Source organism: Aeromonas sp. ASNIH4, assembly GCF_002934425.1.
Classification (GTDB): Bacteria; Pseudomonadota; Gammaproteobacteria; order Enterobacterales; family Aeromonadaceae; genus Aeromonas; species Aeromonas hydrophila.
Genome location: NZ_CP026217.1, coordinates 4,065,124 through 4,092,094, shown reverse-complemented (window position 1 = coordinate 4,092,094; position 26,971 = coordinate 4,065,124). Strand labels below are relative to the sequence as shown.

Here is a 26,971-nt window from a genome sequence, read left to right as displayed (position 1 = left end):
GTCACAGCATCTGTTTGAGGCGATAGAGCAGATCCAGCGCCTGCCGCGGGGTGAGCTCGTCCGGGCGCACCGCTGCCAGCTCATCGACTACCGGATGGCTCTGGGGCGCCATGGCCACCGGAGCCGGGCGAGATTCGCCAGCGGCCACCGGGGTGGCACTCTCCAGCTCGTGCAGTTTGTGACGGGCCTGCTGGATCACCGATTTGGGCACCCCCGCCAGCGCCGCCACCTGCAGCCCGTAGGAGCGGCTGGCCGCCCCCTCCTGCACCGCGTGCATAAAGGCGATGGTGTCGCCGTGCTCCACCGCATCGAGGTGGACGTTGGCCAGCCCTTCCATCAGCTCCGGCAGACGGGTGAGCTCGAAGTAGTGGGTGGCGAACAGGGTGTAGGCGCCAATCTTGCTTGCCAGCTGTTCGGCGCAGGCCCACGCCAGCGAGAGGCCGTCGTAGGTGCTGGTGCCGCGACCTATCTCGTCCATCAGCACCAAGCTGCGGGCGGTGGCGTTGTTGAGGATGTTGGCGGTCTCGGTCATCTCCACCATAAAGGTGGATCGGCCGGAGGCGAGATCATCCGACGCCCCGATGCGGGTGAAGATGCGGTCGATGGGGCCGATGCGGGTGCAGTCGGCCGGCACGAAGGCACCGATGTGGGCCAGTAGCACGATCAGCGCGGTCTGGCGCATGTAGGTGGATTTACCGCCCATGTTGGGGCCTGTGATGATCAGCATCCGCCGATCCCGCTCCAGCCGGATCGGGTTGGCGATGAAGGGGTCGGTCATCACCTGCTCCACCACCGGATGACGACCCGCTTCGATCAGGATCTGATCCTCGTCGATGAGCGTCGGGCAGCGGTAGTCGAGGGTCTCGGCCCGCTCGGCCAGGTTGGCCAGCACGTCCAGCTCCGCCAGCGCGGCGGCGGACTCCTGCAGATCGCCGAGGTGCGGCAGCAGGGCATCGAGCAGCTCTTCGTAGAGGCGTTTTTCCAGCGCCAGTGCCTGGGCCTGGGCGGTGAGCACCTTGTCCTCGTACTTTTTAAGCTCGTCGATGATGTAGCGTTCGTTGTTCTTGAGGGTCTGGCGGCGGATGTAGTGGGCCGGCACCAGGTGGCTGTTGGCGCGGCTCACCTCGATGTAGAAGCCGTGCACCTTGTTGTAGCCCACCTTGAGGGTGTTGATGCCGGTCAGCAGCCGCTCGCGCTCCTCGATGCGGGCGAGGCTGGCGGTGGCGCCGTTGGCCAGATCCCGCAGTTCGTCCAGCTCCTGGTTGAAGCCGTCACGGATGACGCCGCCATCGCGGATCAGCACCGGCGGCACCTCCATTACGGCGCGCTCCAGCAGGTCGAGTAGCTCGGGGAAGGTGCTGGCGCGTTCGCGCAGCTGCTGCACCGCCTCGTGCTCGCTCTCCGCCAGCAGGCGCTGCAATTCGGGCAACTGGGCGAAAGCCTGACGCAGGCGGGTGAGATCGCGCGGACGGGCCGAGCGCAGGGCCAGGCGCGCCAGCACCCGCTCCACGTCGCCGACCTGGCGCAGCAAGCCGCCCAGCTCGTCATAGAGGTTCTGCTCGATGAGCTCCTTGATGGTGCTCTGGCGACCTTTCAGGAGCACCCGATCGCGGATCGGCTGGTGGATCCAGCGCTTGAGCAAGCGGCTGCCCATGGGGGTAGCGGTGCAGTCCAGTATGGCGGAGAGCGTGTTGTCGTGGCCGCCGGCCAGATTCTGGGTCAGCTCCAGATTGCGGCGGGTGGCGGCATCCATGATGACCGCATGATCGGGCTGCTCGAGGCGCACGCTGCGAATGTGGGGCAGGGCGGTGCGCTGGGTGTCTTTCACGTATTGCATCAGGCAGCCGGCGGCGCACAGGGCGGTCTCGCTCTGCTCGACGCCGAAGCCCACCAGATCCTGGGTGCCGAACTGCTGGCACAAGAGCTTGCGGGCGGTACCGAGCTCGAACTCCCACTCCGGGCGGCGGCGCAGACCGCGGCGACCCTCGACATGGTGCAGGAAGGCGAAGGATTCGGGGTAGAGCAGCTCCGCCGGATTGGTGCGCTGCAGCTCCGCCAGCAGGGTCTCTTCTTTCTCAAACTGGTTGATGAAGAAGCGGCCGGAGCCGATGTCCATGGTGCCGTAGCCGAAGCGGCGGCCATCGTGGTAGACGGCGGCGATCAGGTTGTCCTGCCGCTCGCTGAGCAGCGCCTCGTCGGAGACGGTGCCCGGGGTGATGATGCGAATGACCTTGCGCTCCACCGGCCCCTTGCTGGTGGCAGGATCCCCTACCTGCTCGCAGATGGCGGCCGACTCGCCGAGCTGCACCAGCTTGGCCAGATAGCCTTCGATGGCGTGATAGGGAACGCCCGCCATCGGGATGGGGCTGCCGGCCGACTGGCCGCGCTTGGTCAGGGAGATGTCGAGCAGCTGGGAGGCCTTGCGGGCATCGTCATAGAACAGCTCGTAGAAGTCGCCCATCCGATAGAACAGCAGGATCTCCGGGTTCTCGGCCTTGAGGGTCAGATACTGCTGCATCATTGGTGTATGTTGCTCGATATTTCTGTTGTTCATCAAGCCTTTAACCTTTTAAATGTTTTATAAATCAATTGATTGCGCTCTTGATGACGACTCACTATGTATCTGATTGTCTCAAGCCATCTCGCTGCATCCTAACAATAAGCGTAGGTCAAAGCGTAGGTTGTGGATGGTTTCTGGTGCGTAAACACGATAACCTACGCTTCATATAAGAGTGAGTCAGTTTACTGAGGAGTACGGCATGTCGGGGCGTCAGAATAGCAAACCGCTTTCTTACAAAGCAATTGAAGCCATGAAGCCGGGAGACAAGGATAAAGCTGATATCGGTGAGTATCGAGGCTTGCGTGTCAGCTGTGGTCGAACTGGCAAAAAAAGCTTCTACTATCGCTATAACGATCCAGCAAATCCTCGCAAGCAAAAGCAGATAACTCTGGGTGTTTTCCCCATCCTTACGCTTGAACAGGCTAGGATCCGGCTCAAAGAGCTCAAGCTGATGCGCCACCAAGGTCTGTGTCCTGCAACGGAGTTGGCGAACGAGCTGCAGATCCAGAAGACTCAAGCCGTTGAGACCACCGAAGCAAAACCATTCACAGTACGCGATGTCATAGAGCTGTATCTTGGTGAGTACATCGAGGATCACTGGTCCTCGACTGGGGAGTTAATCCCTGGGGCGAGGAAACCAAAAGGCCAGGCTGAAGCTCGACGTACTCTTTGCACCGATGTATATCGAGATTTGGGGGATATAGAGGCGATTCATATTTCGGCACAAGATGTCAGCAATCTGGTGTTGAAAATCGTTGGACGTGGGGCCAATGTTCAGGCGGGAAACGTACTACGTGAGCTGGGTTCTGCATATGACTACGCGATTGGCTCAGGTCGATTGCCTGATGATTTCGTCAACCCAACGATCAATGCCAAGAAGAAGCTCAAAATGACGAGGCTTCGCCTGACCAGCCAGAAGGCAACCCGAGTTTTCGATGATGAAGAGTTACGACGATTTTTGCAGTGGCTACCCGACTCAGCATATCCATTAGGCCAACAGCATGTTCTCAGACTCACGCTTTGGACCGGTTGCCGTACCGGAGAAATTTGTGGTTTATATTGGAATCAAGTTGATCTGGATAAAGGGTCTATTCATTTAAAAGAAACAAAGACCGATGTCGATCGATATGTCCAACTGTCTAGTCAAGCAATTTCATTTTTAAAATCATTGAGGTTGGAAACAGATCATTGTTTATTTCCATCTAGAACCACGAACGAGCCAATTCAACAAAAAGCATTAACGACCAGCGGATGGATCCTAAGACAAAGTGGACAGATGATAGATCTGCCCACTTGGGCACCACACGATCTGCGTCGGACCGTAAGAACCGGCTTGGCTCGATTAGGTTGTCCTACCGATATTGCCGAAGCGATATTGGGGCATAGTCAAAAAGGGATACAGGGAACATATAACCTACACCGCTACAATGATGAATGTAAAGTATGGCTGCAAAAATGGTCAGATCACTTAGACAGCTTGATGACTTAGTATGATGGCAAAGGCAGTGTTAACTGCCTTCTTGCATTTTGCTCTTGAATTTTTTGTGTTCATTTTCAATGAGTAGTTGCAAAAACTTATCTCTTGGTACTTCCGTTGCTTTACATATTTCCTCTAGTTGCTCCTTGGTTTTTATTGGTAAGTAAAAAGATACTTGCTTTTTTGTTTTGTTTTTTTCTCTGGTTTTGAACTGACTCCATGCTTTTTTAAGCTTGATAATCATTAATTCTGATTTGTCTGGAACTAGCGCAGTCATAATGTCGAAATATAAAGATGTGAACTCTATAAAATCCTCGTGCTGATATTGGCTTATCCAATTCCAATCACCTCCGCGCATAAAGAAATCTTGGCTTTTTAGCCAGTGACGAAAGCTGTCGTTGTCTTCTTTTTTTATCCAGCGAGCTGCGCTGTCTTTATTGACAATACACCCCCATTCTTGCTTCACGGAATTAATAAATCCAAGTTTGTATAATCTTGGCGAATCAATGCACGTAAGGTTGCTTTTTATATACTCTAATGATGATTTATTACTGGTAAAAGGACTTGTTTCCCCATGCACATGGTTCATGTTCATGCTGAGGGGGAATAGTTGACTGCGTGGGAAAAATCCTTGTTCCGTAATTGAAGTAAATAGGATTCTTGTTTTCGTGAATCTAATCAGGCGGCTGTTGTTTGTCGAGATCCATGCAATATCTTCATCTGTTATTCTGTGCTCGAGGTAATTGTTAACTAGGTTTTCAAGAATCTTTTTTAGTCCTAAATTCCCTGCTTTTTTTGCTGGCAGGCAAGCATTAATCCCGAAAATCTGATGGCATATTTGAATGTTAAGATCTAAGTATTGAATCCAGTCAATAAGATTTGATTGCAGTTCATCCTTGTTAGTTGCTGGGTTTTTATAGTTTGGATTTCTCCAATTAAGGCAAAAATCAAGGAAACTAATGTCGTTTATATATTTAACTAAATTATTTTCGATTCCAAGCTTTAATAGGAAATCATAATATTTTGAGTTCATTGCATTTCCACTAGTAGATAAATGGTCGTTGTATTGTATGTTGTTGGTGGTTTTTGAGGTAGTCCATTGTAGTGATCTAGAGGGTTTAATTTTGTGACTAAACATCATTTCTCTAGTTGATTTGTAGCAATTTAGGCCTGTGATTGGCATTTTTGCTCAGTTGCTAGGCTTGGCTGAGTGTGCTTAATCATCATCGATGATTGCCTGTATTGCACATTTTTTCATATCTACTGTTTCTCAGGAAACATGAGTGGAGGAATTTACTTTTATGTCCTTGATGTGACCAAATAACGCGAGGTGCATCATGGAATTAATGAAACTGACGGACGTAACTAGAGAAACAAGATTATCCAGAGCAACCATCTATCGGTTAATCGCAAAAGGTGATTTCCCAAAACAGATTCACCTTTCTGAACGGGCGACCGCGTGGTTGAGAAATGAAGTCATGGATTGGATTAAACAGATGGCTGACGCTCGATAAGTGAGGGTGTCAGCGTGTTGCTTAAATTGATTGCATCTGATTTTTGACTGCATTTTCATGGTTTCTCTATTTTTGTAAAAAGTGGTTAATTTCAGAGTTTATTTTCCGAGGCAATTGGTGTTTTCTTATCGACACAGGTGCTGTTTATATCTGGATTCTGTCCATTTAGTTTTTAATGAATGTAGGGGGAGGTAATATAAGGAATGCTCTATCTATGTTTATATCCATCTTTAAATGTAACTACACATCTGCTTTAACTCATTCCACTAAACAAACATCCAAGTTCATGTCGCCCGTAGATAGGCGACTCAAACCTTTTGTAACAATAATGATTGGACTAAATAAATGAATGACGTCATTACCCTGTCAGGGGTAGAGCTATTGGCTTTGGGGAAAGAAGCCCGTCAGCGTTATAGTTATATGGATTATGAAATAATTTATAAACTAGAAGAGGTGATAAGAAATTCGCTGAGCGATTATTCGTCTATCTTTGCGGTTAGAGTGGATTTGCGATTCACTGATCCGGAAATCGGTTGTCCTGATTCACCGGTTTGCTTTCAAAATTCTGAAGGACAGGTCATGAAGCGTTTTATCGCTTCCTTAAAAAGTCAGTTGAAAGCGTATGATGAACGGCGAATGAGGGAGGACATTCGGGTTCACCCTACTAAGCTAAGGTATGTATGGGTATGTGAGCAAAACGAGGCTGAATTGCCGCACTATCACTTGCTGTTCGTGCTAAATAAAGCCGCCTATTGGCGATTGAATAATATGCGCTCATCTGAGTCGCTCGCTGGGAAAATTCAAAAAGCCTGGTGCAGCGCTTTGGGTTTAGATTATCCAGAATATGGGGTTCTGGTTCACTTTCCTGATAATTGCGAATATATATTAAGGAGAGATGATGCAATAAAGAGATCTCCGGTATTTAGGGATTTCATGCTTCGGGTTTTCTATCTGGCGAAAATGAGAACAAAGATCCGTGGTGGAGGGCGTCGTTGTATCGGTTATAGCTGGAGTTAGTGACGCCCCGCTCAACAAATGCCACACATTCGGTCTGTCTGTTAAATAGACTGCACTGTGGGATGGATCGCTGGCCTGCCTGTATTGACTGGGTGGATGCTCCGGTATAGATTCAGCGAAGGTGCCCACCTTACTTGCACACGAGTAAAAAAAGGTGTTGTTTGAATTTCACTGAAAGCCTCTCTTTGAGCCTCGTCGTCGGGGACTTAAACGTGTGTGTCTGACCCCCAATCGGCGTGGCCTTTAGGAAAGGTTTGTCATGACAATCAAAGAACTTGCATATTCTGTGCAACAGCTTCTCCAAGCCAAAACTGCTAGCTCGTTCAAAAGGTCCCACATCTACGAGCTGTTGGCAGCATCCTTTGGCTTCAACTCTCAAGCTGCGTTTAGTGTTGATACTGTATTGACCGAGTTTTGCCGTAACGATAGCCGGTCTGTCCCGCAGACCTTGAGCATCAGACGGCGTTGTATCGAGCTTGGGTATCAACCGGACATAGCGATACTAGTTACTTCAGCACTAGAGTCTTTTCTGACAGAGCGGGAGATCGGCATCGCTAGCATTTCCTCATTGATCAGTCGCCTACGGGGCGAATTTCCCGACCAGGGCTATGAGCTGGAATACGACGAGGATGAGTTGTTTAACTCCTCCAATGAGGCGTTAGGACCGATCCTTTTGGATGGATTGGATGCTGCTGCGAGCAAGGGTAATGCCCTGGCTCATTACGCACTGGCACTGATATATGCTCCTGATGATGAAGATGACCTGGGCGCAGGGAGTTCCTATTGGTACGCGCAGAGGCAGCAGGGCCGTGTCTTGACGGGTGTGGAAGAGGAGTGGGCTGAAGCGTATGCCTATCGTCTGGCTCAAGCCGAAAAGTACGCTCACCATTTGAAGGAAGCTGCGCGACTGGGCCATCAAGATGCACTACTCGACCTAGCCAATCGATTTGATGATCCGTCCTTCTTCGAACAATCATGTCACGATGTTGATGCGGATCCAGCCGCAGTTGCCGATATTGCAGAGCGCATGGGACGTCCTGCTGACGTTAGACATTGGCTGACCATTGCTGCCGAGAATGGAGACACGGATGCCATGCTCCAGCTGATTGAGGAATATGATCACGGGGACTTGCAACGATGCTGGACGTGGGTGTACCTATCCCAACTGGTTGGAACGGATCTGAGTCAAGACGCGCATTACGCGATCAACGAGGATGGTTCAGACTACGACGATGATGTTGGCGGAACAGTCTATGTTGCAGGTCGTGACGGGGTAGATCTTGCGCCGCTTGCTCCGGCGCAAGACGCTATTGCCAAGCTTGCTGCACAGAGACTATTTAAGCAGATAGAACAGAATGTGCGGTAAGTCTGCTGGACGAGGGGAAATGCTGCCCTTCAACCGTTTGGTTAGTCCGCCGTAACCCATCGCTCTGTATGGGCAGTAACTGTGGTTACTTCGGGCTGGTTGGCCAGTTCAGGGGACTGGATAAGACCTCTGGTGTTCGCAGTAAGCTCTAAGATGCAGGAACTGGCAAACAAAACCCCAGCCGTTCTGGCTGGGGTTTGATTGTTCAACTGACGTACTATTTATTTCCCCACACTCAGTTATTTTTGATTTGGTACCTACCATTCGCAACGTCAGATTGGTTGGCGCCCGTTAACGCAGTTGGCATCTCGGTTCTTCAGTTGTGAGTACATCAACGGCAACGCCACTTGCCATCGCGCCTGATTGAGTCCTGCGTTTTTTTCTGCAACCCGGATCTGCTCGAATACACGACATGTACAAAGAGCCAGTGTGGCGTTAAGCGGCACGCATCTCATATGCTGCTTAGCATCTTCATGGGGGGCTACCGCGCCCCATGGCTCGTTTTAGCATCTGTCATAGCCGATGATTTCATCACGTTATTTTCCCCGATGTGACCCAATCGCTTGCGCTCACGGCTTGGGTTAGATAATTTTGCAAAATTAGCTAATCAGGCGAGAGATAGGGAATGAGCGAGCAGCAGATTTTTGCCCAGATCCGGGCCGCACTTGCAGCGGCACCGCGTAACCAGTACACGGCTGAGATGCACCTGCAGATGATCAAATACGCCGATGCCTTGGGTAATATCACGGCACGGGAGTTCTGCGAGGGAGTAGGGCTCAGAGAGAGCTTTGGTACCGAATTTAGCAAGATGCGCAATCTCACGGCGCGCCTCAAGGCGGCAGGGCTCAATACCGAGTTGCTATAACTCTCGAAATTGCATCAGGCACCCAGCGTTGTGCCGTAATGAATTAACCGATCAGGAACCACCATGGCGATCAAGAAAAACGAACTCTACTCCTCCCTGTGGGCCAGTTGCGATGAACTGCGCGGCGGCATGGACGCCTCCCAGTACAAGGATTATGTGCTGACCCTGCTGTTTGTGAAGTACGTTTCCGACAAGGCCAAGGGTAACCCCTACGCCATGATTGAGGTGCCACACGGGGCGAGTTTTAGTGACATGGTGGCGCTCAAGGGGACCGCGAATATCGGCGAGGCGATCAACCTCACCATCTCGGCGCTGGCCGAAGCCAATGATCTCAAGGGCGTCATCGACATCGCCGACTTCAACGATGAGGACAAGCTCGGCAAGGGCAAGGAGATGATCGACCGCCTGACCAAGCTGATTGGCATCTTCGAGGGGCTGGATCTCTCCGCCAATCGCACCGAGGGTGATGATCTGCTAGGTGATGCCTACGAATACCTGATGCGCCACTTTGCCACCGAATCGGGCAAGTCCAAGGGGCAGTTCTATACCCCGGCCGAGGTGTCGCGCATTCTAGCCAAGGTGATCGGCATCAGTCGCCAGACGCCGCAAGATGCCACCGTCTACGACCCCACCTGCGGCTCCGGCTCCTTGCTGCTTAAGGCCAGTGACGAGGCGGGACCCAAGGGGCTCACCATCTACGGTCAGGAGATGGATAACGCCACCAGCGCCCTGGCGCGCATGAACATGATCCTGCACGACAACCCGACCGCCAAGATCTGGAAGGGCAATACCCTGGCCGCGCCCCAGTGGAAGGAGGGCAACAACCAGCTCAAGTGCTTCGACTTTGCCGTGGCCAACCCGCCCTTCTCCAACAAGAACTGGACCAGCGGCCTGGATGCCGAGCACGATGAGTTTGGCCGCTTTGTCTGGGGCGTACCGCCGGAGAAAAACGGCGATTACGCCTTCTTGCTGCACATCATCAAGAGCCTCAACAGCCGTGGCAAGGGGGCGGTGATCCTGCCCCACGGCGTGCTGTTTCGCGGCAATGCCGAGGCGCGCATCCGCGAGAATCTGCTGAAACAAGGCTTTATCAAGGGCATCATCGGTCTGCCTGCCAACCTCTTCTACGGCACCGGCATTCCGGCCTGCATCATCGTCATCGACAAAGAGACGGCGCACCAGCGCGCCATCCAGGCCAGCGGCTACAGCAGCCAGAGCCTGTTTATGATCGATGCCAGCAAAGGCTTTATCAAAGATGGCAACAAGAACCGGCTGCGCGAACAGGACATCCACAAGATAGTCGATACCTTTACCCGTGAGCAGGAGATTCCCCGTTACAGCCGCGCTGTGCCGCTCTCCGAGATCGCCGCCAACGACTACAACCTGAATATTCCGCGCTATATCGATGCCAGCGAGGCCGAGGATCTGCACGATCTGGCCGCGCACCTTAAAGGTGGCATTCCCAATCGCGATATCGATGCCCTGGGCGCTTACTGGCAGGTGTTTCCGACCCTGCGGGCCGATCTGTTTGCTCCGGCCCATGCGGGTTATAGCCATGCTCTGGTGGAGGCCGCCAAGGTCAAGGGCACCATACTGGCACACCCCGAATTTGTCCGTTTTGCCTCTGCTTCGCTTGAACCCTTCTCACGCTGGTTTACCGAGTGCCATCTGGCGGAGATAAAGCCGGGTGAGTCGCCCAAGGCATTGATTGAGGAGATCAGCGAATCGCTGCTCGCCGCCTATGCGCCGCTGCCGCTGCTGGATAACTACGATATCTACCAGCTGCTGCTGGACTACTGGCACGCCGTGATGCAGGACGATGTGTATGTGCTCTGCCAGGATGGCTGGGCGGCGGGCAAGGTGCTGCGCGAGCTTAAGGTCGACAAGGGCGAAAAGCTTAAAGAGACGCCGGATCTGGTGCTGGGCAAGAGCAAATACAAGGCCGAGCTGTTGCCGCCGGCCCTGCTGGTGGCTCGCTTTTTTGCCAACGAGCAGGCCGCTATTGATGCCCTGCAGGCCGCCGCGGATGAGGCCAGCCAAGCCTTGGAAAGCTATCTGGAAGAGCAGGGTGGCGAGGAGGGGCTGCTGAGTGACGCAGCCAACGACGCGGGCAAGATCAACGCCGCCAGCCTGAAGGCGCGGCTCAAGCAGGCTAGCGATGTCGAGGAAAAGGCGGCACTAAAAACCGCCATCAAGCTGTTCGAAGCCGAAAGTCAGGCTAAAAAGGCGGTAAAAGAAGCGCAAGAGGCGCTGGATCGGGCGGTGGTTGCCCGTTACCCCAAGCTTCTGGAGAGTGAGATCAAGCAACTGCTGGTGGAGGATAAGTGGCGCGCCAGCTTGCAAGCCGCCATCGAGGCGGAGATTGAGCGCATCACCCAGCAGCTGGCCAACCGCGTCAAGGAGTTGGAGGAGCGCTATAGCGCCACCCTGCCGCAACTGACCCAGCAGGTCGCAGCTCTGGAGGCCAAGGTGGCCGCGCATCTTAAGAGCATGGGGCTGGAGTGGGCATAATGGCAGAGCAGATGATGCAAGAGACCGCAGACAAGGCGATCCCGGCAGGCTATAAACAGACCGAGGTGGGAGTTATTCCGGAGGATTGGGTTGTTGCCAATTTATCAGCAATAACAGAACATTCTCGGCCGATATCATATGGGATCGTTCAAACCGGACCATTAATTGTTAATGGTGTGCCATGTATCAGAGTTGTTGATATATCTGACGGAAAAATAAAAAGAGACAACCTGATTACTACCACTAAAGAAATTAGTAATTCATATCGAAGAACTATTTTGCAAGACGGCGATCTAATTATCCCTCTTAGAGGTAAAGTTGGTGAAGTCGGCTTGGTCGATGGTGATCTTGTTGGTGCGAATTTGACAAGGGGGGTTGCATTAATTGCTCCCCAAAAAGACTATACGTCTGAATTCATAAAGCAATATCTATCTAATCGTAGTTCTGCAGATAGATTGCTCTCATCTATGAATGGTTCGGCACTCCAAGAAATAACCATTGAGACGTTAAGGCGATTCAGTATTGCTTTACCCATCGATGTTAAAGAACAAACCGCCATTGCCAATGTGCTGTCGGATAGCGATGCGCTGATCGATGCGCTGGAGCAGCTGATCGCCAAGAAACAGGCCATCAAGAGCGCCACCATGCAGCAACTGCTGACCGGCCGCACCCGCCTGCCCGCCTTCGCCCTGCGCCCCGATGGCACCCCAAAAGGCTATAAACCCAGCGAACTGGGAGATATTCCGGACGATTGGGAGGTTGTGTCACTTGGAGATGTTATACAAAAAGTAACCGGAGGTGGTACGCCTAGTAGGGCTAATCCAACATATTGGGGTAATGAAATACCATGGGTAACCGTAAAGGATTTCGCTACTTTTAACCCGTCAATGGCTCAGGAATATATTACAAAAACAGGGCTTGCAAATAGCTCAAGTAATTTGATACCCCGAGGAACATTGATCACATCCACTCGAATGGCTTTGGGTAAAGCTGTTGTTTATGATGTTGATGTAGCTATTAATCAGGATTTGAAGGCAATTTTCCCAAACTCCGATGTTGTTGTCAGTTATTTGTTTTATTGGTTTGAGCTGAACGCAGTAAAAATTGATGATCTTGGAAGTGGGAGCACGGTAAAAGGCCTTTCGTTAGGTGATTTGCGAAATTTATCGTTTCTATTGTTAAGTTCAGAAGAGCAAACCGCCATCGCCACTATTTTATCCGATATGGATAACGAGCTGCAGGCGTTAACCCAAAAGCTGGAGAAGGCCCGCGCCCTGAAGCAAGGCATGATGCAGCAACTGCTGACCGGCAAAATTCGCCTGCCGCTGGCGGCGGGGGCATAGACGGGGGCATGGGTGCAGCCCAGCCAGATGACCGCCTCTGCCGCGAGCCTGGCCACTGAGCCACCCAGGCCGGATTTGCTTGACCGTTGCGTGACTGGGGCGGTTGTTAATTGGCGCGATAGATGTTTATCTATCTGAAAAGAAAGAGATACTTTTATTGAGAGTTGCTTGATGGCGTGCGCAGAGCCCCCCGCTTTTTGTATGGGGTCATCGTTGGCGTGTTTATCAAGCGCTGGGTATCGCAGGAGCTAGCCACCCATGGCCTATGACTATAGCCAGAGCCTGAATCCGCAGAAGGCGCTGATATTCCGGATCGTGCATCGGGATAACCTGGAATGGATCCTGACCCATGGCCTGTGGGCGGGGAATGGTCAGCAGCAAAACCCGCACTGGGTGCATATCGGGTTGCCGGAGCTGATTGCCAAGCGCGCACGCCATCCGGTGCCGCTGGCGCCTTACGGCGTGTTGAATGACTATGTGCCCTTCTATTTCACGCCGTTTTCGCCCATGCTCAGCAATATTCACTCGGGCCGCGGTGTACCCAGCGTGAAAATGATGAAATCCTGATCCTGGTTTCCAGCCTGCATCGCATGGCTGAACTGGGGCTACCGTTTGTGTTTACCGATAGCCATGCCTATTACCAGTGGGCCAATTTCTATGCCGATCTTGGCGATCTGGAGCGGATTGACTGGCCACTGTTGCAGCGCCGTGACTTCAAGCGTGATGCGGACGATTTGAGCAAGCTGGAACGCTATCAGGCCGAGGCCTTGATCCATCAACATTGCCCCATCGAGGCGTTGCTGGGTGTGGTGTGTTACAACGAAGAGATAAAGAACCGCGTGGAACAATGCATGAATCGGGTCGGGGTCGCGCGCCCCGTCTATGTCCGTGATGGGTGGTATTTCAGATGATTCGATATACAACAGGCAACCTGCTGGATGCTCCGGTGGAAGCACTGGTGAATACCGTCAACACCGTCGGTGTCATGGGCAAGGGGATCGCCTTGATGTTCAAAGAGCGGTTCCCGGCCAATATGCGTGCCTATGCCGAGGCGTGCAAGCAGGGTGACGTCGTCACCGGCAAGATGTTTATTACCCAGACGGGTGAGCTGCTAGGGCCGCGCTGGATCGTCAACTTTCCGACCAAACAGCACTGGCGCAATCCGGCACAGATGGCGTGGATCCAGGACGGTTTGCAGGATCTGCGGGCCTGGTTACAGGCGCAGCAGGTCTCTTCGATTGCCATTCCGCCGCTGGGGGCTGGCAACGGTGGTCTGCCTTGGCCAGAGGTCAAACAGGCGATCGAAACGGCACTGGGCGATCTGGATATCGATATCCTGCTCTATGAGCCCAGTCGCCAATACCAAAATGTGGCCAAGCGCGGCGGGGTGGCGGAGCTGACTCCGGCTCGGGCCCTGATTGCTGAACTGGTACGTCGCTACTGGTTTTTAGGGATGGAGTGCAGCTTGCTGGAGATCCAGAAACTAGCCTGGTTTCTGGCGCGGGTCATTGGCCGCAACCCGCTGGGGGATCCGTTGCAGTTGCAGTTTAAGGCCCATCGTTATGGCCCTTATGCCAACAATCTGCCCCATCTGCTCAATGCGATGGACGGCAGTTATCTGCAGTCCGACAAGCGCATCCCGGATAGCAAGCCGTTTGATGTCATCTGGTTTAATGAGGCTAAAAAACAAGAGCTTGCCGTTTATCTCCAGACCGAGGCCAAAGCATTTTTACCGATACTGGAGCAGACGACCGCGTTAATCGATGGTTTTGAGTCGCCCTATGGCATGGAGTTATTGGCCACGGTTGATTGGTTGATCGCCGAAGAGGGCTGTGCGCCGACGCTGAGCGCGCTGCGCGAGGGGTTGCACCGCTGGCCAGCGGGAACCCCGTGGGGTGAGCGTAAGGCGCGGCTGTTTGATGATCGCAGCCTGCAGATCGCCTTGACCCGTTTGCAGCAGGGATTGGTGTAACGAAGTGGGTATAACGAATCAGAGCGGCTGCGGGGTTGTCGCGGCGGCTTGAGAGAATAACAGGGATAGAGAGCATGATTTCAGTCGGCCAAAGGGAGCGGGCAACCCAGAACCGCGTGATCCATCTTTTCGAACAGAAGCTGGGCTATCGCTATCTGGGGGATTGGCATACACGGGAGAATAACCGGAATGTCGAGCCGGAGCTGCTGACCGCTTGGCTGGTGGGGCGGGGCGTGGACGCGGCGCTTATCCCTAAGGTTCTAAGGCAACTGGATCGGGCGGCGAGCCTGGGCGAAGGGCGCATCCTCTATGACGCCAACAAGGAGGTCTACCGCCTGCTGCGTTATGGCGTGAAGGAAAAAGTAGGGGCAGGCGAGCAAAACCAGACCGTCTGGCTTGTTGACTGGACTAATCCGCAGGCCAACGACTTTGCCATCGCCGAAGAGGTCACGGTCAAAGGCGAGAATAAGAAACGGCCGGATCTGGTGCTCTATGTCAACGGCATTGCCCTTGGCGTCATTGAGCTCAAGCGCTCTACCGTCTCTGTCTCTGAAGGTATCCACCAGAACCTGGATAACCAGAAGAAGGATTTTATCCGTAACTTCTTCACCACCATGCAGTTGGTGATGGCGGGCAACGACACCCAAGGGGTGCGCTACGGCACCATCCTGACCCCCGAGAAATACTATCTGGAGTGGAAAGAGCCAGCCGATCCAATTCATCCCGACCATGTCGAGCAGCCGAGTGCCAATCTGCTGGACCAGCATCTGGCGCAGTTGTGCAGTAAGGCGCGCTTACTGGAGCTGATCCACGACTTTATCGTGTTTGATGCGGGCACCAAAAAGACCTGCCGCCATAACCAGTATTTCGGCATTCGTGCCGCCAAGGCATATATCCGCCGCCGGGATGGCGGCATCATCTGGCACACCCAAGGTAGCGGCAAGAGCCTGACCATGGTCTGGCTGGCCAAGTGGATCCGCGAAAATGTGACCGACAGCCGGGTGCTCATCATCACCGACCGCACTGAACTCGATGAGCAGATTGAGAAGGTATTCAGCGGGGTGGAGGAGGAGATCCTGCGCACCAAAAGCGGTGCCGATCTGGTGACCCGTTTGCATGCCCATAATCCCTGGCTGATCTGCTCCCTAGTGCATAAGTTCGGTCGCACGCCAGAAGGCGAGTCGGATGACGAAGATGACGGCAGCTCGGATGATTTTATTGCTGATATGCGCCGCAGCTTGCCCTCGGACTTCAGCCCCAAGGGCAAGCTGTTTGTGTTTGTCGATGAGTGCCACCGTACTCAGTCCGGCAAGCTGCATGGGGCCATGAAGAGCCTGTTGCCAGAGGCGTTGTTTATCGGTTTTACCGGCACGCCGCTGATGAAGCAGGACAAGAAAAAGTCCATCGAGGTCTTTGGCCCCTACATTCACACCTACAAGTTCAACGAGGCGGTGAGTGATGGCGTAGTGCTGGATCTGCGCTACGAGGCGCGGGATATCGATCAGCGGGTTAAGTCCCAGAAGAAAGTGGATGAGTGGTTCGACACCAAGACCAAGGATCTCTCGCGACTGGGCAAGCAGCAGCTTAAACAGAAGTGGGCCTCAATGCAGAAGCTGCTCTCCAGTCGTTCGCGGCTGGAGCAGATAGTGGCCGATATCCTGCTCGACTTCGAGCGCAAGCCCCGGCTGGCCGATGGTCGTGGCAATGCCATGCTGGTCTGCGCCAGCGTCTATCAAGCCTGCAAAAGTTACGAGATGTTCAGCCAGGCCGGTTTTGCTGGCAAGTGCGCTATCGTCACCAGTTACCAACCCAATGCCAGCGAGATCAAGGGCGAGGAGACGGGCGAGGGGCTGACGGAGAAGCTGGCCAAGTACAACATCTATCGCAAGATGCTGGCCGACTATTTCGAGCAGCCGGAGGATGAGGCGGCCAAGCGGGTCGAAGAGTTTGAAAAACTGGTCAAGCAGCGTTTTATCAAAGAGCCGGGCCAGATGCGGCTGCTCATCGTCGTGGACAAGCTACTGACCGGTTTTGATGCCCCTTCGGCCACCTACCTCTATATCGACAAGAAGATGGCCGATCACAACCTGTTCCAGGCCATCTGCCGGGTTAATCGTCTGGATGGTGACGACAAGGAGTACGGCTACATCATCGATTACAAAGACCTGTTCAAGTCGCTGGAGAAGACGGTCAACGACTATACGGCCGAGGCCTTCGCAGGCTATGACAAGGAGGATGTGGCCGGGCTGCTCAAGGATCGACTGGCCCAGGCCAAAGAGGATCTGGATAACGCCTTGGAAGCCGTCCGCGCCCTGTGTGAGCCGGTGAAGGCGCCCAAGTATCTGCCCGATTATCTGCATTATTTCTGCTGTGAGCAGGGTGCTGATGAAGAGACGCTGAGCGAGAAAGAGGCATTGCGTCTGACCCTGTATCAGTTTGTGGCCAAGCTGATCCGTGCCTTTACCAATCTGGCGGGAGAGTTGGAGGAGGCCGGTTACAGCGCCTCGCAGGCGGAGTCGATTAAGCAGGAGGTCGAACATTTCGCCTCTATGCGTGACGGGATCAAACTGGCCAGTGGCGATTTGGTGGATATGAAGCAGTTCGAGCCGGGTATGCGCCAAATGCTGGATCTGTGGGTGGATGCTGATCCCAGCGAGACGTTGATGGACTTCGAGGAGCTGGGACTGTTGGAGCTTATCATCCAGCGCGGCCCGGAGGCGCTGGAAGGGCTCCCCAAGGAGATGCGAAAAAATCAGGAGGCGATGGCCGAGGCGATTGAAAACAACGTGCGCCGAACCATAGTCGATGAGAACCCGGTCAACCCCAAATACTACGAGAAGATGTCGGTGCTGCTCGATGAGCTGATCGAGTTGCGCCGCCAGCAGGCCATCTCCTACCAGGAGTATCTGGAAAAGGTCCGTGAGCTGGCCAAGCAGGTGAAACATCCGCAGAGCCATAGCCAGAGCGCCTACCCGGAGAGCATAGACACGGCGGCTAAGCGGGCGCTGTATGACAATCTGGGCAAGGATGAGCTGCTGGTGGCCAAGATTGATACCGCTGTGCGCTATACCAAGAAAGCCGACTGGCATGGGGATCGCTTCAAGGAGCGGGAGATCGCTTTCGCGATAGCTGAAGAAATCAAGGATTATGAGGTGGAAGTGCGCGAGGTGATGGAGCTGGTCAAGGCCCAGAAGGAGTACCTGTGAGCGAGCAGATGCAGGTGGGTGAGCTGGTATTTCAGTTGCATCGCAAGGCGATCAAAAACCTGCACATCAACGTGCTGCCGCCCGATGGCTTTGTCCGGGTCTCGGCGCCGCAAGCGATGACCGAAACTGCTATCCGTACAGCGGTGATCTCTCGCCTGCCGTGGATCCGCCGTCAGCAACAGGCCTTTGCCGCCCAGCCCAGACAGCCAGAACGTGAGATGGTCTCTGGCGAGTCACATTTTCTCTGGGGGCGTAAATACCGTCTCGATGTGGTGGAGCAGATGGGGCGGCATCAGGTTCGTCTGCAGAGCAACAACCGGCTGCAGTTGCTGGTGCAGCCTGGAACCAGACTTGAGAACCGGCAGGAGCTATTGCGCCGTTTCTACCGCGATGAGCTCAAGCAGGAACTGGATAATCTGGTCGGCCCCTGGTGTGAGCGCCTCGGCGTCGATATGCCGATATTGGGCGTGAAGAAGATGAAGACCATGTGGGGCTGCTGCAACATCCAGTCATCACGCATCTGGATCAATCTGGAGCTGGCCAAAAAGCCCCACGCCTGTCTGGAGTACATTCTGGTCCATGAGCTGGTGCATCTACTGGAGCGGCACCATAACGAGCGCTTCAAATCGCTGATGGATACATGGTTACCCGATTGGCGCGAGCGCCGCAACTTACTTAACAACCAGCCGCTGGCGTTTGAAGAGTGGGTGTATTGAGTTTCTTGGATGCTGCGTTATCCGGCCTGTTGGCACAGCGATTTGAATTAACACTGAATTTTTGTTCTAACTCGCAACCTGAATGAGACCCCTTGGGATATCATCGGGCATCGGATGATTTTCGGGTATTACTCATGGCTAAAAACCAGGAGACGCTGTTCCGTCACTGGCACCTATTGCGTTTGATTCCACGTCAGCCGCAGAAAATTACGGTCAAGTCGATTGCTAATGTATTGAACAATGAAGGACTTGGGGTAACGGAACGCACGATTCAGAGAGACCTGCAGGAGCTTTCGTCATTTTTTTCGTTGGTTGTTGATGACCGGGACAAGCCGTTTGGCTGGAGCTGGCAAAGAGATGCTCGGAGCTTCGATCTACCAGGGATGACACTCAATGAGGCTCTGGCTTGGGTCATGTTGGAGCAGCACCTGCATCAGATGTTGCCCAGTACCACAGTGGATCACCTGAAGCCTTATTTTTCGTCAGCGCATCAACGACTCAAGAGTGAGTCATCTCCAAAACGATCTCGCTCCTGGATCGACAAGATCCGCATCCTGCCATCTAATCAGCCGCTTATTTCGCCACAGATTGATCCGCACGTACAAAAGACGGTTTCAGAAGCGTTGTTTAATGAACAGCGACTAGAGATCCGCTATTGCAAGAAAAATGAATCCGAACCTGTTGTGTATCAGATCCATCCGTTAGCGCTGATCCAGCGCGGCAATGTGCTCTATCTCTATGCTCGCTTGTTTGATTATCCGAATGCTCGCAGTTTGGCGATGCATCGCATTGAACAGGTTGAGCCACTCGATGAGCCTGCGGTTTATCCAAACGATTTTGATTTGGACGAGTGCGTTAACCGCGGGGTATGGGGTTTTGGTGGCGAGCAACAGTGCGAGTTGGCGATCCGCTTCTATGAGCGTAAAGGGGAGCATCTCTACGAGACGCCGCTGGCTGGCAATCAGCAGCTACAGGTGGACGACGAGGCGGCGGGGATTTTGACGGTGCGCGCTACAGTACCGGACACTCCCCAGCTGCGCTGGTGGATCCTGGGCTTTGGTGATTGTGCCGAAGTGTTGGCTCCGGCGTCGCTGCGACACGAATTGTCGCAGATGGTCGCTAGGATGGGGGCCAGATATGCAGCGACTGTCGAAACAGCGTTATCCACGCCAGCAGTTGTGACACCCGAGCCCTAAGCAGGAGAGAGCACCATGCCCATTCGCCCGCAACCCATGCGTGTGCGTTGCCCGCACTGCCACTGGCACACCATTGTCGCACCGCGATCTGACGCCATCCGCCCGCGCGAATGGGTCACCCAGTGCCCGCGCTGCGGTCACGACGACCTCGAACGTACCCCGCTCCCTTCCTGGCAAGGCTCATTAGTGCGCCTGTGCGAGCGCTGGTTTGATGTGTTCAGGGCGAGGAGAGTATGTTGTACGTGCAGACTAACAATTTAATTTCGCCAATTAATAGTTTTACTTAATAGGGATATCCAGATGGAAGAATCGCAATTGAATGACTTATTTCAAAGAGCGGAGGATCTTTTGCAACAGGACGTTGGGGATGCCAAGCCTGTCGTTGCCGCTTGGGGCTTAATGAATGCTGGGAAAAGTTATTTGCTCAATATGCTAACTGATCACATCCAAGAAGAGTGTTTTCGCACCTGTGATCTGCGTGAAACAGCCGAGTTGAAACGGTTTGAAACCAGCAATTACATCTTCCTCGACACGCCGGGGCTTGATGCTAATGAAGATGACGACTCCGTGGCTCATCAAGGGGCTGCTCAGGCTGACATTGTCCTGTTTGTTCATCAGCCACAAGGGGAACTGGAGAAAAGCGAGATCGATTTTTTGCGCCAGCTCAAGGCATCTTTTGGCGAATATGCAGAGAAGAACATCATCCTCATTCTTAGCAAAATAGACTCGGAAGATTCTGCAAAAATCAATGTCATCGAAAAACGAATGCTTGAGCAGTGCCAGGAGATACTCAATTTTCAGCCGCGTTGCTTCCAAATTTCAGGTACCCGGTTCCATAACGGGATGAAGCAGAATCAAGACGGCTTAGTACGCGCTAGTCATATTCAGGAGCTGAAAACACATATTGATGCCCTAAATATCGACTCCCGAGCTGTCAAAGTTGCTCGTCAGCATCAGGCGCTTGATACGTTGATTGCTGAAATCTCGTTGGCTGAGAAAGCGTTTCAGGAAAGAAAAATGAGCATCGAAGAGATGTTAGCTGGAAGCTTTGCTCCGTTCAACAAGGCGCTTGCCAGTCTCAGCGTATCCTTGAACAAGACTGCTTACGAATACAACACACTTTAATTTTGGGATAAAACAATGGCATTACCTTGGTTGATCGGAGCTGCAGTTATTGGTGCTGGCTCATATATTGCGAAGAAGTTAAGAGAGGAAGAAGAGGAACGTGAACGGGAAGAGCGTCGGGAAAGAAGACGTGAGCAGGAAGCCCAGGAACGTGCTGAACAGGCTCGTCGAGCCAAGGCTCTTGAGGAGCAGAAGCATGCAAAAATAAGAGAGTTTGTGGCTCATGGGGAAGAGCAGGCGGAAGATTTTAAACAACTTCTAAATGGTTTGATCGCAGTTGAATATATTCAAAACCCTGCGTTTTGTGCCAAATTTTCCGATGCATCAGATGCTGTTAATACCATGGAGTCTGGGGCTTACATGCGTGTTCGGCGAGTCAGTAATCCATTTGTTGTCACCCACAAACTGGATATTCTGGATCGGCGGACGAGAGATAGTCTGACCCATTTCGAAACATTGTATCAGGTCGAGTTACGCCCAGAACCCGCGATCTCCGAAGCCCATGAGCAGCTTAACGATGCAGAAAAAGCATTGGCTGGATTGAGCCACCTTCGCCAAAAACTGGAACATAAGCGCAACAAACTCAGCAGCGACTAAAGGAGGTATAAATGTCGAAGGGTATGTCGCGTCAGACTTTGCTGGAGTCGTTTGGTGAACTTAAGGGGCAATTTGATACTTCGTTGGCTGAGGCGAAAGAGCTAGACGATCGGTTCATGGCGCTGCAAAAGAAGTTTCACCAGGGTATATCGGGGCATCTTTTGAATGCACAAGAGAAAATTCCCAAAGAGAGTCCAATACGGGTCCAGCTCGAAGGGTTTCTTGCAGCAGTTAAGAGGACTGATGCCGCTTGGCAGAAGAACATCAATTGTCGCGACAAGGGGCTTCAGTTCCGTAAGGGATTTAATGACTCATTGCTGGTGTTTGTCTACGGCAAGGTGAAATCTGGTAAAAGCTCTCTGGGAAATTACATGGCCTGGGGACAGACGGATCCAGATATCCATGTCAAAACGGCAACTCCAGCAGACCGTCAGCCGAGTTTTTTTTCTCATGAAAATACACATTCCGAGAATGGTGACAGTCAGAACGAGGCTTTAAATCGCCAGGAATTTCGCGTTGGTGCCACAGAGGCTACTAGTTCGATCCAGGGTTTTCGTCTGCCAGGATTGACTTGGGTTGATTCACCGGGGCTGCATTCGGTGAATGAGCAGAATGGTCGTCTTGCCAAAGATTATGTCGAGCACGCCGATCTTATTCTCTACACCATGCGATCGGATGCACCGGGGCGAGCGAGCGATTTGAATGAAATTCAAGAACTCAAAACCAATGGAAAAGAGATGCTTATCCTTGTCACTGGTAGTGATATCAACCAAGAGGACTGGGATGAGGTACTCGATGAGATCAAGGTTACGGTGCAGATGAAGCCTCAAGAGACTCGGCGCAAGCAGCGTGACTATATCGCCGAACAGCTTGGTTTTATCAACAGCGATCAATTGGTTTCTATCTCAGCGCGTTATGCCCAAGAACATGCCAATGATCTGGATAAGGTAGTCGATAGCGGCATGGGGCAGCTGTTTTCTACTTTGCACCGCATCTCTCAGCAGGACGGTGTCCGGTTGAAACGCAATGTTCCGATGCGCAACTTTTACCAGTTTATAAAGATATGTGGGGACGAGCTTGCTCCGTATCATCAATTTATTACCGATCTTGAGGCAACGATGGTTCGTGTGCAGACGGACGTGACCAAGTCGATGACAAATGAGATCCGAGCAGCACAGGCCAAGATGCGCAGCAAGATCGAAATTTCTTTCGAAGAGTTTGTTGGGCTCAGGAATGATGAACACCGCATGAATGAAGCCATTCGCAATGCTCATCGCAACTGGAATGAGCTTCTGCAGCAGGTGATTGGTCACGCCTTGCATGAGATTTTTTCTAAAGCTTCTGAAAGGTTTAAGTCTGCCGTGAGTCAGACATGGCACACCTCGGCCCTCTCCTTGCCGGACTTCTCCGTTGATAAAGTGACAGAGATGATTCCCAGTGGTGTGAGAAAGGGTAATCGAGGCTTATTTGGTGGTGCTGGTACTTTGGTTGGCGCTGGTTTGGGCTTTTTGATCGGTGGTCCGGTTGGGGCTACGGTGGGTAGTGTTCTTGGTGGTGCTGCAGGAGGCGCTGCAGGGCATAGCGCTGAGGTCAGTACGCGCAGTATCGAGGTGATCACGGGTGATAATTTCGAACAGATCCGTGAACAAACGCGAACTGTCTACAGCGAAGCTATCGAGAAGACTATCCGTGCTCAGGCTGATACATCATTGACCCAGTTACTGGCCGATCTTCAGCAAACGATCCGGAAATTATCGCAAGAAATAAATGATGCCCAGCAAGGACTTGATACTCTCAAACTGGCCGCTGAACAAAAAATTCGATAAGGAATTCAATAATGTCAATCACGTCTAGCCAACTTTATGACACCTACGAATCGGTCAAGGAACTGGTTCAAGATTATCCGGCCATGCAAGAGTCATTTGCGCAAGTTTCAGTACAGTTTGAAGACAAGGTCAAAACCCCAGGGATTAGCGTGATGGTTTACGGCATTTATAACGCCGGTAAAAGTACCTTGATTAATGCTCTAGTCGGTCAAGAGGTCGCCCCTACGGGTGACATCCCTCTTACCGACAAGGTGAGCTCTTATCGCTGGAATAATCACACCATCCTCGATACCCCTGGCGTCGATGCGCCACTTGCTCATGAGGAGGTGACCAAGGCGCAGATGATGACGGCTGATGCCATTATCTTTGTGGTCAACCCTTCTGGGGCTGCAGAGGAAGATAAAACACTGCAGAAGTTGGTGGATCTTCTTGAAGCACGGAAAAAACTGTTCTTGGTGTTTAACGAGAAAAACCCACTTAGTCAGGAAGACTTTATTCGCCTGAAAAATCAGACGCGCATCCGTCTGCAAGAGTTGGCGGCTAGCAGAGGTATGAGTGACGTCTTGCAGGATATTCCGGTTATGCGCGTGAATGCCGCTCGGGCTTTGAAAGGCAAGCTTTCCGGTCAACAGGGATTGGTCGATCACAGTGGCTGTCCTGAGTTGGAAGCTGCTCTTAACGATTTTATTAACAATATTGACCAAGGTGACGTTAATAAGCGGCTGGCCGGAGCCTTACGCTGCTTTCTAGAGCAGTTTGTGGCTAAGTTATCTGACTCCAGCAGCAGCGACATGGTGCGTAAGTACGATGAGTTACTCAAAAGCCTGATCGCTCACCAGTCACATTGTCGTCAGGAAATCAGCAGTCAGATTATCCGTAGCGGTAAATATGTTTATGAACGCAGTAAGAATGCTATTCGGCAAGACCCTGAGCATTGTCAATCGAGCATAGAGCAAGTCTATCAAGAAGCGTCATCCAGAGTGGCGGCTACATTGGAGGATGAGCTGAATCATTTAGCATCCACCTTCAAGGATGAGATCGAACAGTTGGAAATGGCGCTTGATAGCGATCGACTCCGTCACCAAGGTGTCGATATCCCGACATTAAAGTTCAACCCCAATGAATCAACAGACAGTGGCGATAGTATTTTGTCGCGGCTTGATGGCGACCTGATCGGTCAAGGTGTGAAATCCTTAAGCTCGGCCGCTAAACCCGAGCATATTATTTCGGCTCTCAAGCTAACCAAGGAGTGGTTTCCTTCCATCATGAAGGGCATTGGCCCGAAGACGATGGAAAAAATTGGCGCTAAAGTTATTGGCAAGTACATCCCCTATGTTGGCACGGCTGTTACCGTGGTGATGTCTGTGTGGGAGATGCTGCAGGGAGATCCGGAAAACAAGCGGATGCAGGAAGAATCCGAGAAAATGCAGCGTGAGCGGGAACGATTTGAGCGAGAGGTCGAAGATATTGCACGGGATCTCGGGGCCCAGTTTGAACATGCGATGAATGACATTGTGCGAAGTGAGCTTGAGCCTTTATTTGTCCAGATGCGTTCAAGATTAGAAAATGCGCTTAGTGTCGCCAACGAACAGGATCAAGCTATTCGTTCGACGATGATGGCGGTCCAGGAACTCCTCGCTAGTCTGCAAAGTGCCTGAACTTTTATGACACCTGTATTGCGAACATTTCCTTGTTCAGCCTGCGGACAGTGTTGCCGCAGGGTGAACGAGAGTTCAAAAACTGCATTTTTGGATCGGGGAGATGGTGTTTGCAAGCATTTCGATGAACAGAGCAATCTTTGCAGGATCTACAGCGAACGTCCTCTCGTCTGCCGGGTAGAGGAATACTACCTTGCCAATATGTCAGAATTGATATCTTGGGATGAGTTCGTGCATATCAACGTCGAAATATGCCAGCACCTTCAGAAGTGATTTTTTATGCCGTGGAAAGCGATTCAGGCTTCGTCATGAACGTTGTAGCGTTAGATACAGTTAGTTGTGTGTATAGGTGAAGCCGTGTTTATCTTGCATCGGGAGTAATCTACTCCCGATGCAAGATATGGATATTTTGCCGGAGGACAGTTTTACTGTGGGTGTTGCGGTCACTGGTGGTGATTCAGAATGGTTTAATAATGCTATTTTATATTTTTAGTTTTTAACTAAGGAGCGTACATGGATGTCTTATTTGATGTGATCTTTTCATATCCAATGCAGTTAATCTTGTCAACGAATAAGTTCATTTCTTTGATGGGGTATGGGGTCGTTATTCTGGTTGTGTCTCTTCTTGTTTTTCTTGGTGGCAGGTGCCTTTCATACGTACTTTCTGTTTTTCATATGCGTGGCTTTTCCATGTTGCTGATTGGATGTGGCATGCTGGCTGTTATATACCAAAGTGATTACATCATAAGTCATTATATTAGTGCATCTATTGATTACGGATACATCGACACATATCTTCTCACTGCCTTGATATTAATGCTGGTATTAAAATCTCGATGGAGTAAAGTGAATGACGCGATGCAGTTAATCGGCTTTTTGGACGGAAAGCCGCAGTCTGATTATGTTGGTAGCGTCTATTCCGCTGTGTATTGTTTTGTTTGTTTTTGTTTTGTTAGTGTAGGTATCCAGGTTTATTCTAATATCGCTGATTCGGCATGGATTCAGCCATTGAATTTTTTGTCAATCGTGTTTATGTTTTTTGCTTTGAAAACTGTTTGGAGTGAAAGCAAGAAGCATAAGGCTAACTTGGCTATAATTAGTGGCATCTGTGATTATGGCAACCTTTGTCTGGAGCGAGATGGTTTTTTAATTGATGATGAGGATTTCCGCAGTCGTTGCTATGGTACTCACCAGTCTGCAGATTTTTTGGGGGCAATTGTCGATGCATATAAAGCAAAAAAAACAAAAGATGGTTGTATTGCTTTTTCAACAAAGAGCAAATCATGGTTGCTCTCTGATAAGCATTTAGAATACTTGCAGCAATTCATGAGAGATCATAATAATGAAAATATGAAGAAGTTAGAGTACTGTTTTGGCTTGATGCGGTTTGATGTTTCCGCCAAAGAACTATTCAGTAAGTCGTTTGCTCCAATAGATAACTGGACGCAAAATGTAGTGCGTCAGCGAGTCGAAGAGACTGCGGCTGTCATTCCGGAGCCTGTCGCTAAAAAATCTAGAATTGTATCCTTTGATAGCATGCTTGCTGAGTATGCCGATGTGCTAAATAAAAATAGTAAGATATATTCGTTTGATAAGCTATTGTCACCCAAAGCTAGAAAAAAAGAAGATAATGCAGTTAATTCATATGCACACTTTCAGAAACAATATGGGTATGCTGAGCGCCCATCGGGGAGCCTTTGCGTGTTGATTGATACAACAATTTTAGGCAGTGCTTCTGATGGGGTTTACATTACAGACGATGAAATATATGCGAAGCCAATTATGGGTGAGCGGGTTAAGGTTGCACTTAAGGATGTTAAATCAATTAAATTGAGCACTGACTCTAACGCCATGATAATAAATGGCGTTGATTTTGCATTTACTCATTCAGAGCTAAGGAAAGAAATGGGTATAATTGTCGACTGCATTAAGAGATACATAGCTCAGCTCTAGTGTTTAATGTCATTGGTGTGTGTGTTGATGGAGAAATATAAGGAGCGGATGCCGCTCCTTATATAAATC

General features: G+C 51.6%; 21 protein-coding genes. 19 read left to right on the top strand and 2 right to left on the bottom strand.

The genetic code is table 11. The features are described from left to right. Position 1: 1 nt before the first annotated feature. Complete coding sequence (gene mutS / locus C2U40_RS19030) at positions 2–2,557, bottom strand: DNA mismatch repair protein MutS (RefSeq protein WP_181014756.1); 2,556 nt, start codon at positions 2,555–2,557, stop codon at positions 2–4. Between the two features lie 202 nt (positions 2,558–2,759). On the opposite strand from mutS, the gene C2U40_RS19025 reads away from it, so the two are divergent. After that, a complete protein-coding gene (locus C2U40_RS19025) occupies positions 2,760–4,049 on the top strand; it encodes a tyrosine-type recombinase/integrase (protein WP_103827381.1) in 1,290 nt (429 codons plus the stop codon). A gap of 19 nt (positions 4,050–4,068) precedes the next feature. Here the strand turns inward: C2U40_RS19025 and C2U40_RS26240 are convergent, their stop codons facing one another. Continuing rightward, complete coding sequence (locus tag C2U40_RS26240) at positions 4,069–5,070, bottom strand: hypothetical protein (protein ID WP_146054365.1); 1,002 nt, start codon at positions 5,068–5,070, stop codon at positions 4,069–4,071. Positions 5,071–5,374: 304 nt separating this feature from the next. On the opposite strand from C2U40_RS26240, the gene C2U40_RS27045 reads away from it, so the two are divergent. The 18 genes from C2U40_RS27045 (at position 5,375) to C2U40_RS18930 (ending at position 26,902) form a co-directional block, all read left to right on the top strand. Continuing rightward, positions 5,375–5,551, top strand: coding sequence for a helix-turn-helix transcriptional regulator (locus tag C2U40_RS27045; RefSeq protein WP_103827383.1), 177 nt, complete (start codon positions 5,375–5,377; stop codon positions 5,549–5,551). A gap of 345 nt (positions 5,552–5,896) precedes the next feature. Further along, entirely contained in the window at positions 5,897–6,568 is a 672-nt protein-coding gene (locus C2U40_RS19010) for an inovirus Gp2 family protein (protein ID WP_103827384.1), read from the top strand. A 259-nt stretch (positions 6,569–6,827) separates the two neighbouring features. Further along, positions 6,828–7,934, top strand: coding sequence for a hypothetical protein (locus C2U40_RS19005; RefSeq protein ID WP_103827385.1), 1,107 nt, complete (start codon positions 6,828–6,830; stop codon positions 7,932–7,934). 625 nt (positions 7,935–8,559) lie between these two features. Continuing rightward, the gene (locus tag C2U40_RS19000) at positions 8,560–8,799 is read left to right on the top strand and encodes an HTH-like domain-containing protein (protein ID WP_103827386.1); all 240 of its coding nucleotides are present in this window, start codon (positions 8,560–8,562) and stop codon (positions 8,797–8,799) included. A 63-nt stretch (positions 8,800–8,862) separates the two neighbouring features. Beyond that, positions 8,863–11,310 carry a type I restriction-modification system subunit M gene (locus tag C2U40_RS18995; RefSeq protein ID WP_103827387.1) on the top strand — a complete coding sequence of 816 codons (2,448 nt, stop codon included), beginning with the start codon at positions 8,863–8,865 and terminating at the stop codon, positions 11,308–11,310. Continuing rightward, positions 11,310–12,653 (top strand): restriction endonuclease subunit S, encoded by a 1,344-nt coding sequence (locus tag C2U40_RS18990; protein WP_103827388.1) that lies wholly within the window; start codon positions 11,310–11,312, stop codon positions 12,651–12,653. The genes C2U40_RS18995 and C2U40_RS18990 overlap by 1 nt, the downstream gene beginning before the upstream one ends. Before the next feature lie 258 nt (positions 12,654–12,911). Continuing rightward, on the top strand, positions 12,912–13,220 hold the full coding sequence (locus tag C2U40_RS26840; RefSeq protein ID WP_258040487.1) for a DUF4433 domain-containing protein: 309 nt from the start codon (positions 12,912–12,914) through the stop codon (positions 13,218–13,220). Between the two features lie 23 nt (positions 13,221–13,243). Next, positions 13,244–13,564, top strand: coding sequence for a DUF4433 domain-containing protein (locus C2U40_RS26835; RefSeq protein ID WP_258040486.1), 321 nt, complete (start codon positions 13,244–13,246; stop codon positions 13,562–13,564). Then, a complete protein-coding gene (gene darG, locus C2U40_RS18980) occupies positions 13,561–14,625 on the top strand; it encodes a type II toxin-antitoxin system antitoxin DNA ADP-ribosyl glycohydrolase DarG (RefSeq protein WP_103827389.1) in 1,065 nt (354 codons plus the stop codon). The genes C2U40_RS26835 and darG overlap by 4 nt, the downstream gene beginning before the upstream one ends. A 74-nt stretch (positions 14,626–14,699) precedes the next feature. Continuing rightward, positions 14,700–17,831, top strand: a complete 3,132-nt coding sequence (locus C2U40_RS18975; RefSeq protein WP_103827390.1) for a type I restriction endonuclease subunit R — start codon at positions 14,700–14,702, stop codon at positions 17,829–17,831. 8 nt (positions 17,832–17,839) lie between these two features. After that, a complete protein-coding gene (locus C2U40_RS18970) occupies positions 17,840–18,547 on the top strand; it encodes a M48 family metallopeptidase (RefSeq protein WP_103827469.1) in 708 nt (235 codons plus the stop codon). Between the two features lie 134 nt (positions 18,548–18,681). After that, complete coding sequence (locus C2U40_RS18965; protein WP_146054364.1) at positions 18,682–19,743, top strand: helix-turn-helix transcriptional regulator; 1,062 nt, start codon at positions 18,682–18,684, stop codon at positions 19,741–19,743. 300 nt (positions 19,744–20,043) lie between these two features. Further along, positions 20,044–20,868: a GTPase gene (locus tag C2U40_RS18955; protein WP_103827393.1), complete on the top strand. Its 825-nt coding sequence runs from the start codon at positions 20,044–20,046 to the stop codon at positions 20,866–20,868. A gap of 15 nt (positions 20,869–20,883) precedes the next feature. After that, entirely contained in the window at positions 20,884–21,465 is a 582-nt protein-coding gene (locus C2U40_RS18950; RefSeq protein ID WP_146054363.1) for a hypothetical protein, read from the top strand. Positions 21,466–21,476: 11 nt separating this feature from the next. Beyond that, complete coding sequence (locus C2U40_RS18945) at positions 21,477–23,291, top strand: dynamin family protein (RefSeq protein WP_103827394.1); 1,815 nt, start codon at positions 21,477–21,479, stop codon at positions 23,289–23,291. Between the two features lie 11 nt (positions 23,292–23,302). Next, complete coding sequence (locus C2U40_RS18940) at positions 23,303–24,949, top strand: GTPase (protein ID WP_103827395.1); 1,647 nt, start codon at positions 23,303–23,305, stop codon at positions 24,947–24,949. Between the two features lie 6 nt (positions 24,950–24,955). Further along, on the top strand, positions 24,956–25,222 hold the full coding sequence (locus tag C2U40_RS27040; protein ID WP_103827396.1) for a YkgJ family cysteine cluster protein: 267 nt from the start codon (positions 24,956–24,958) through the stop codon (positions 25,220–25,222). A gap of 240 nt (positions 25,223–25,462) precedes the next feature. Continuing rightward, complete coding sequence (locus C2U40_RS18930) at positions 25,463–26,902, top strand: hypothetical protein (protein WP_103827397.1); 1,440 nt, start codon at positions 25,463–25,465, stop codon at positions 26,900–26,902. The last annotated feature ends 69 nt before the right edge of the window (positions 26,903–26,971 follow it).

What these genes read in the sequence shown, in the direction of transcription:
- C2U40_RS19025 (WP_103827381.1), top strand. Translation starts at nt 2,760, where the DNA reads ATGTCGGGGCGTCAGAATAGCAAACCGCTTTCTTACAAAGCAATTGAA.
- C2U40_RS26240 (WP_146054365.1), bottom strand. Translation starts at nt 5,070, where the DNA reads ATGAACTCAAAATATTATGATTTCCTATTAAAGCTTGGAATCGAAAAT.
- C2U40_RS27045 (WP_103827383.1), top strand. Translation starts at nt 5,375, where the DNA reads ATGGAATTAATGAAACTGACGGACGTAACTAGAGAAACAAGATTATCC.
- C2U40_RS19010 (WP_103827384.1), top strand. Translation starts at nt 5,897, where the DNA reads ATGAATGACGTCATTACCCTGTCAGGGGTAGAGCTATTGGCTTTGGGG.
- C2U40_RS19005 (WP_103827385.1), top strand. Translation starts at nt 6,828, where the DNA reads ATGACAATCAAAGAACTTGCATATTCTGTGCAACAGCTTCTCCAAGCC.
- C2U40_RS19000 (WP_103827386.1), top strand. Translation starts at nt 8,560, where the DNA reads ATGAGCGAGCAGCAGATTTTTGCCCAGATCCGGGCCGCACTTGCAGCG.
- C2U40_RS18995 (WP_103827387.1), top strand. Translation starts at nt 8,863, where the DNA reads ATGGCGATCAAGAAAAACGAACTCTACTCCTCCCTGTGGGCCAGTTGC.
- C2U40_RS18990 (WP_103827388.1), top strand. Translation starts at nt 11,310, where the DNA reads ATGGCAGAGCAGATGATGCAAGAGACCGCAGACAAGGCGATCCCGGCA.
- C2U40_RS26840 (WP_258040487.1), top strand. Translation starts at nt 12,912, where the DNA reads ATGGCCTATGACTATAGCCAGAGCCTGAATCCGCAGAAGGCGCTGATA.
- C2U40_RS26835 (WP_258040486.1), top strand. Translation starts at nt 13,244, where the DNA reads ATGGCTGAACTGGGGCTACCGTTTGTGTTTACCGATAGCCATGCCTAT.
- darG (WP_103827389.1), top strand. Translation starts at nt 13,561, where the DNA reads ATGATTCGATATACAACAGGCAACCTGCTGGATGCTCCGGTGGAAGCA.
- C2U40_RS18975 (WP_103827390.1), top strand. Translation starts at nt 14,700, where the DNA reads ATGATTTCAGTCGGCCAAAGGGAGCGGGCAACCCAGAACCGCGTGATC.
- C2U40_RS18970 (WP_103827469.1), top strand. Translation starts at nt 17,840, where the DNA reads ATGCAGGTGGGTGAGCTGGTATTTCAGTTGCATCGCAAGGCGATCAAA.
- C2U40_RS18965 (WP_146054364.1), top strand. Translation starts at nt 18,682, where the DNA reads ATGGCTAAAAACCAGGAGACGCTGTTCCGTCACTGGCACCTATTGCGT.
- C2U40_RS18955 (WP_103827393.1), top strand. Translation starts at nt 20,044, where the DNA reads ATGGAAGAATCGCAATTGAATGACTTATTTCAAAGAGCGGAGGATCTT.
- C2U40_RS18950 (WP_146054363.1), top strand. Translation starts at nt 20,884, where the DNA reads ATGGCATTACCTTGGTTGATCGGAGCTGCAGTTATTGGTGCTGGCTCA.
- C2U40_RS18945 (WP_103827394.1), top strand. Translation starts at nt 21,477, where the DNA reads ATGTCGAAGGGTATGTCGCGTCAGACTTTGCTGGAGTCGTTTGGTGAA.
- C2U40_RS18940 (WP_103827395.1), top strand. Translation starts at nt 23,303, where the DNA reads ATGTCAATCACGTCTAGCCAACTTTATGACACCTACGAATCGGTCAAG.
- C2U40_RS27040 (WP_103827396.1), top strand. Translation starts at nt 24,956, where the DNA reads ATGACACCTGTATTGCGAACATTTCCTTGTTCAGCCTGCGGACAGTGT.
- C2U40_RS18930 (WP_103827397.1), top strand. Translation starts at nt 25,463, where the DNA reads ATGGATGTCTTATTTGATGTGATCTTTTCATATCCAATGCAGTTAATC.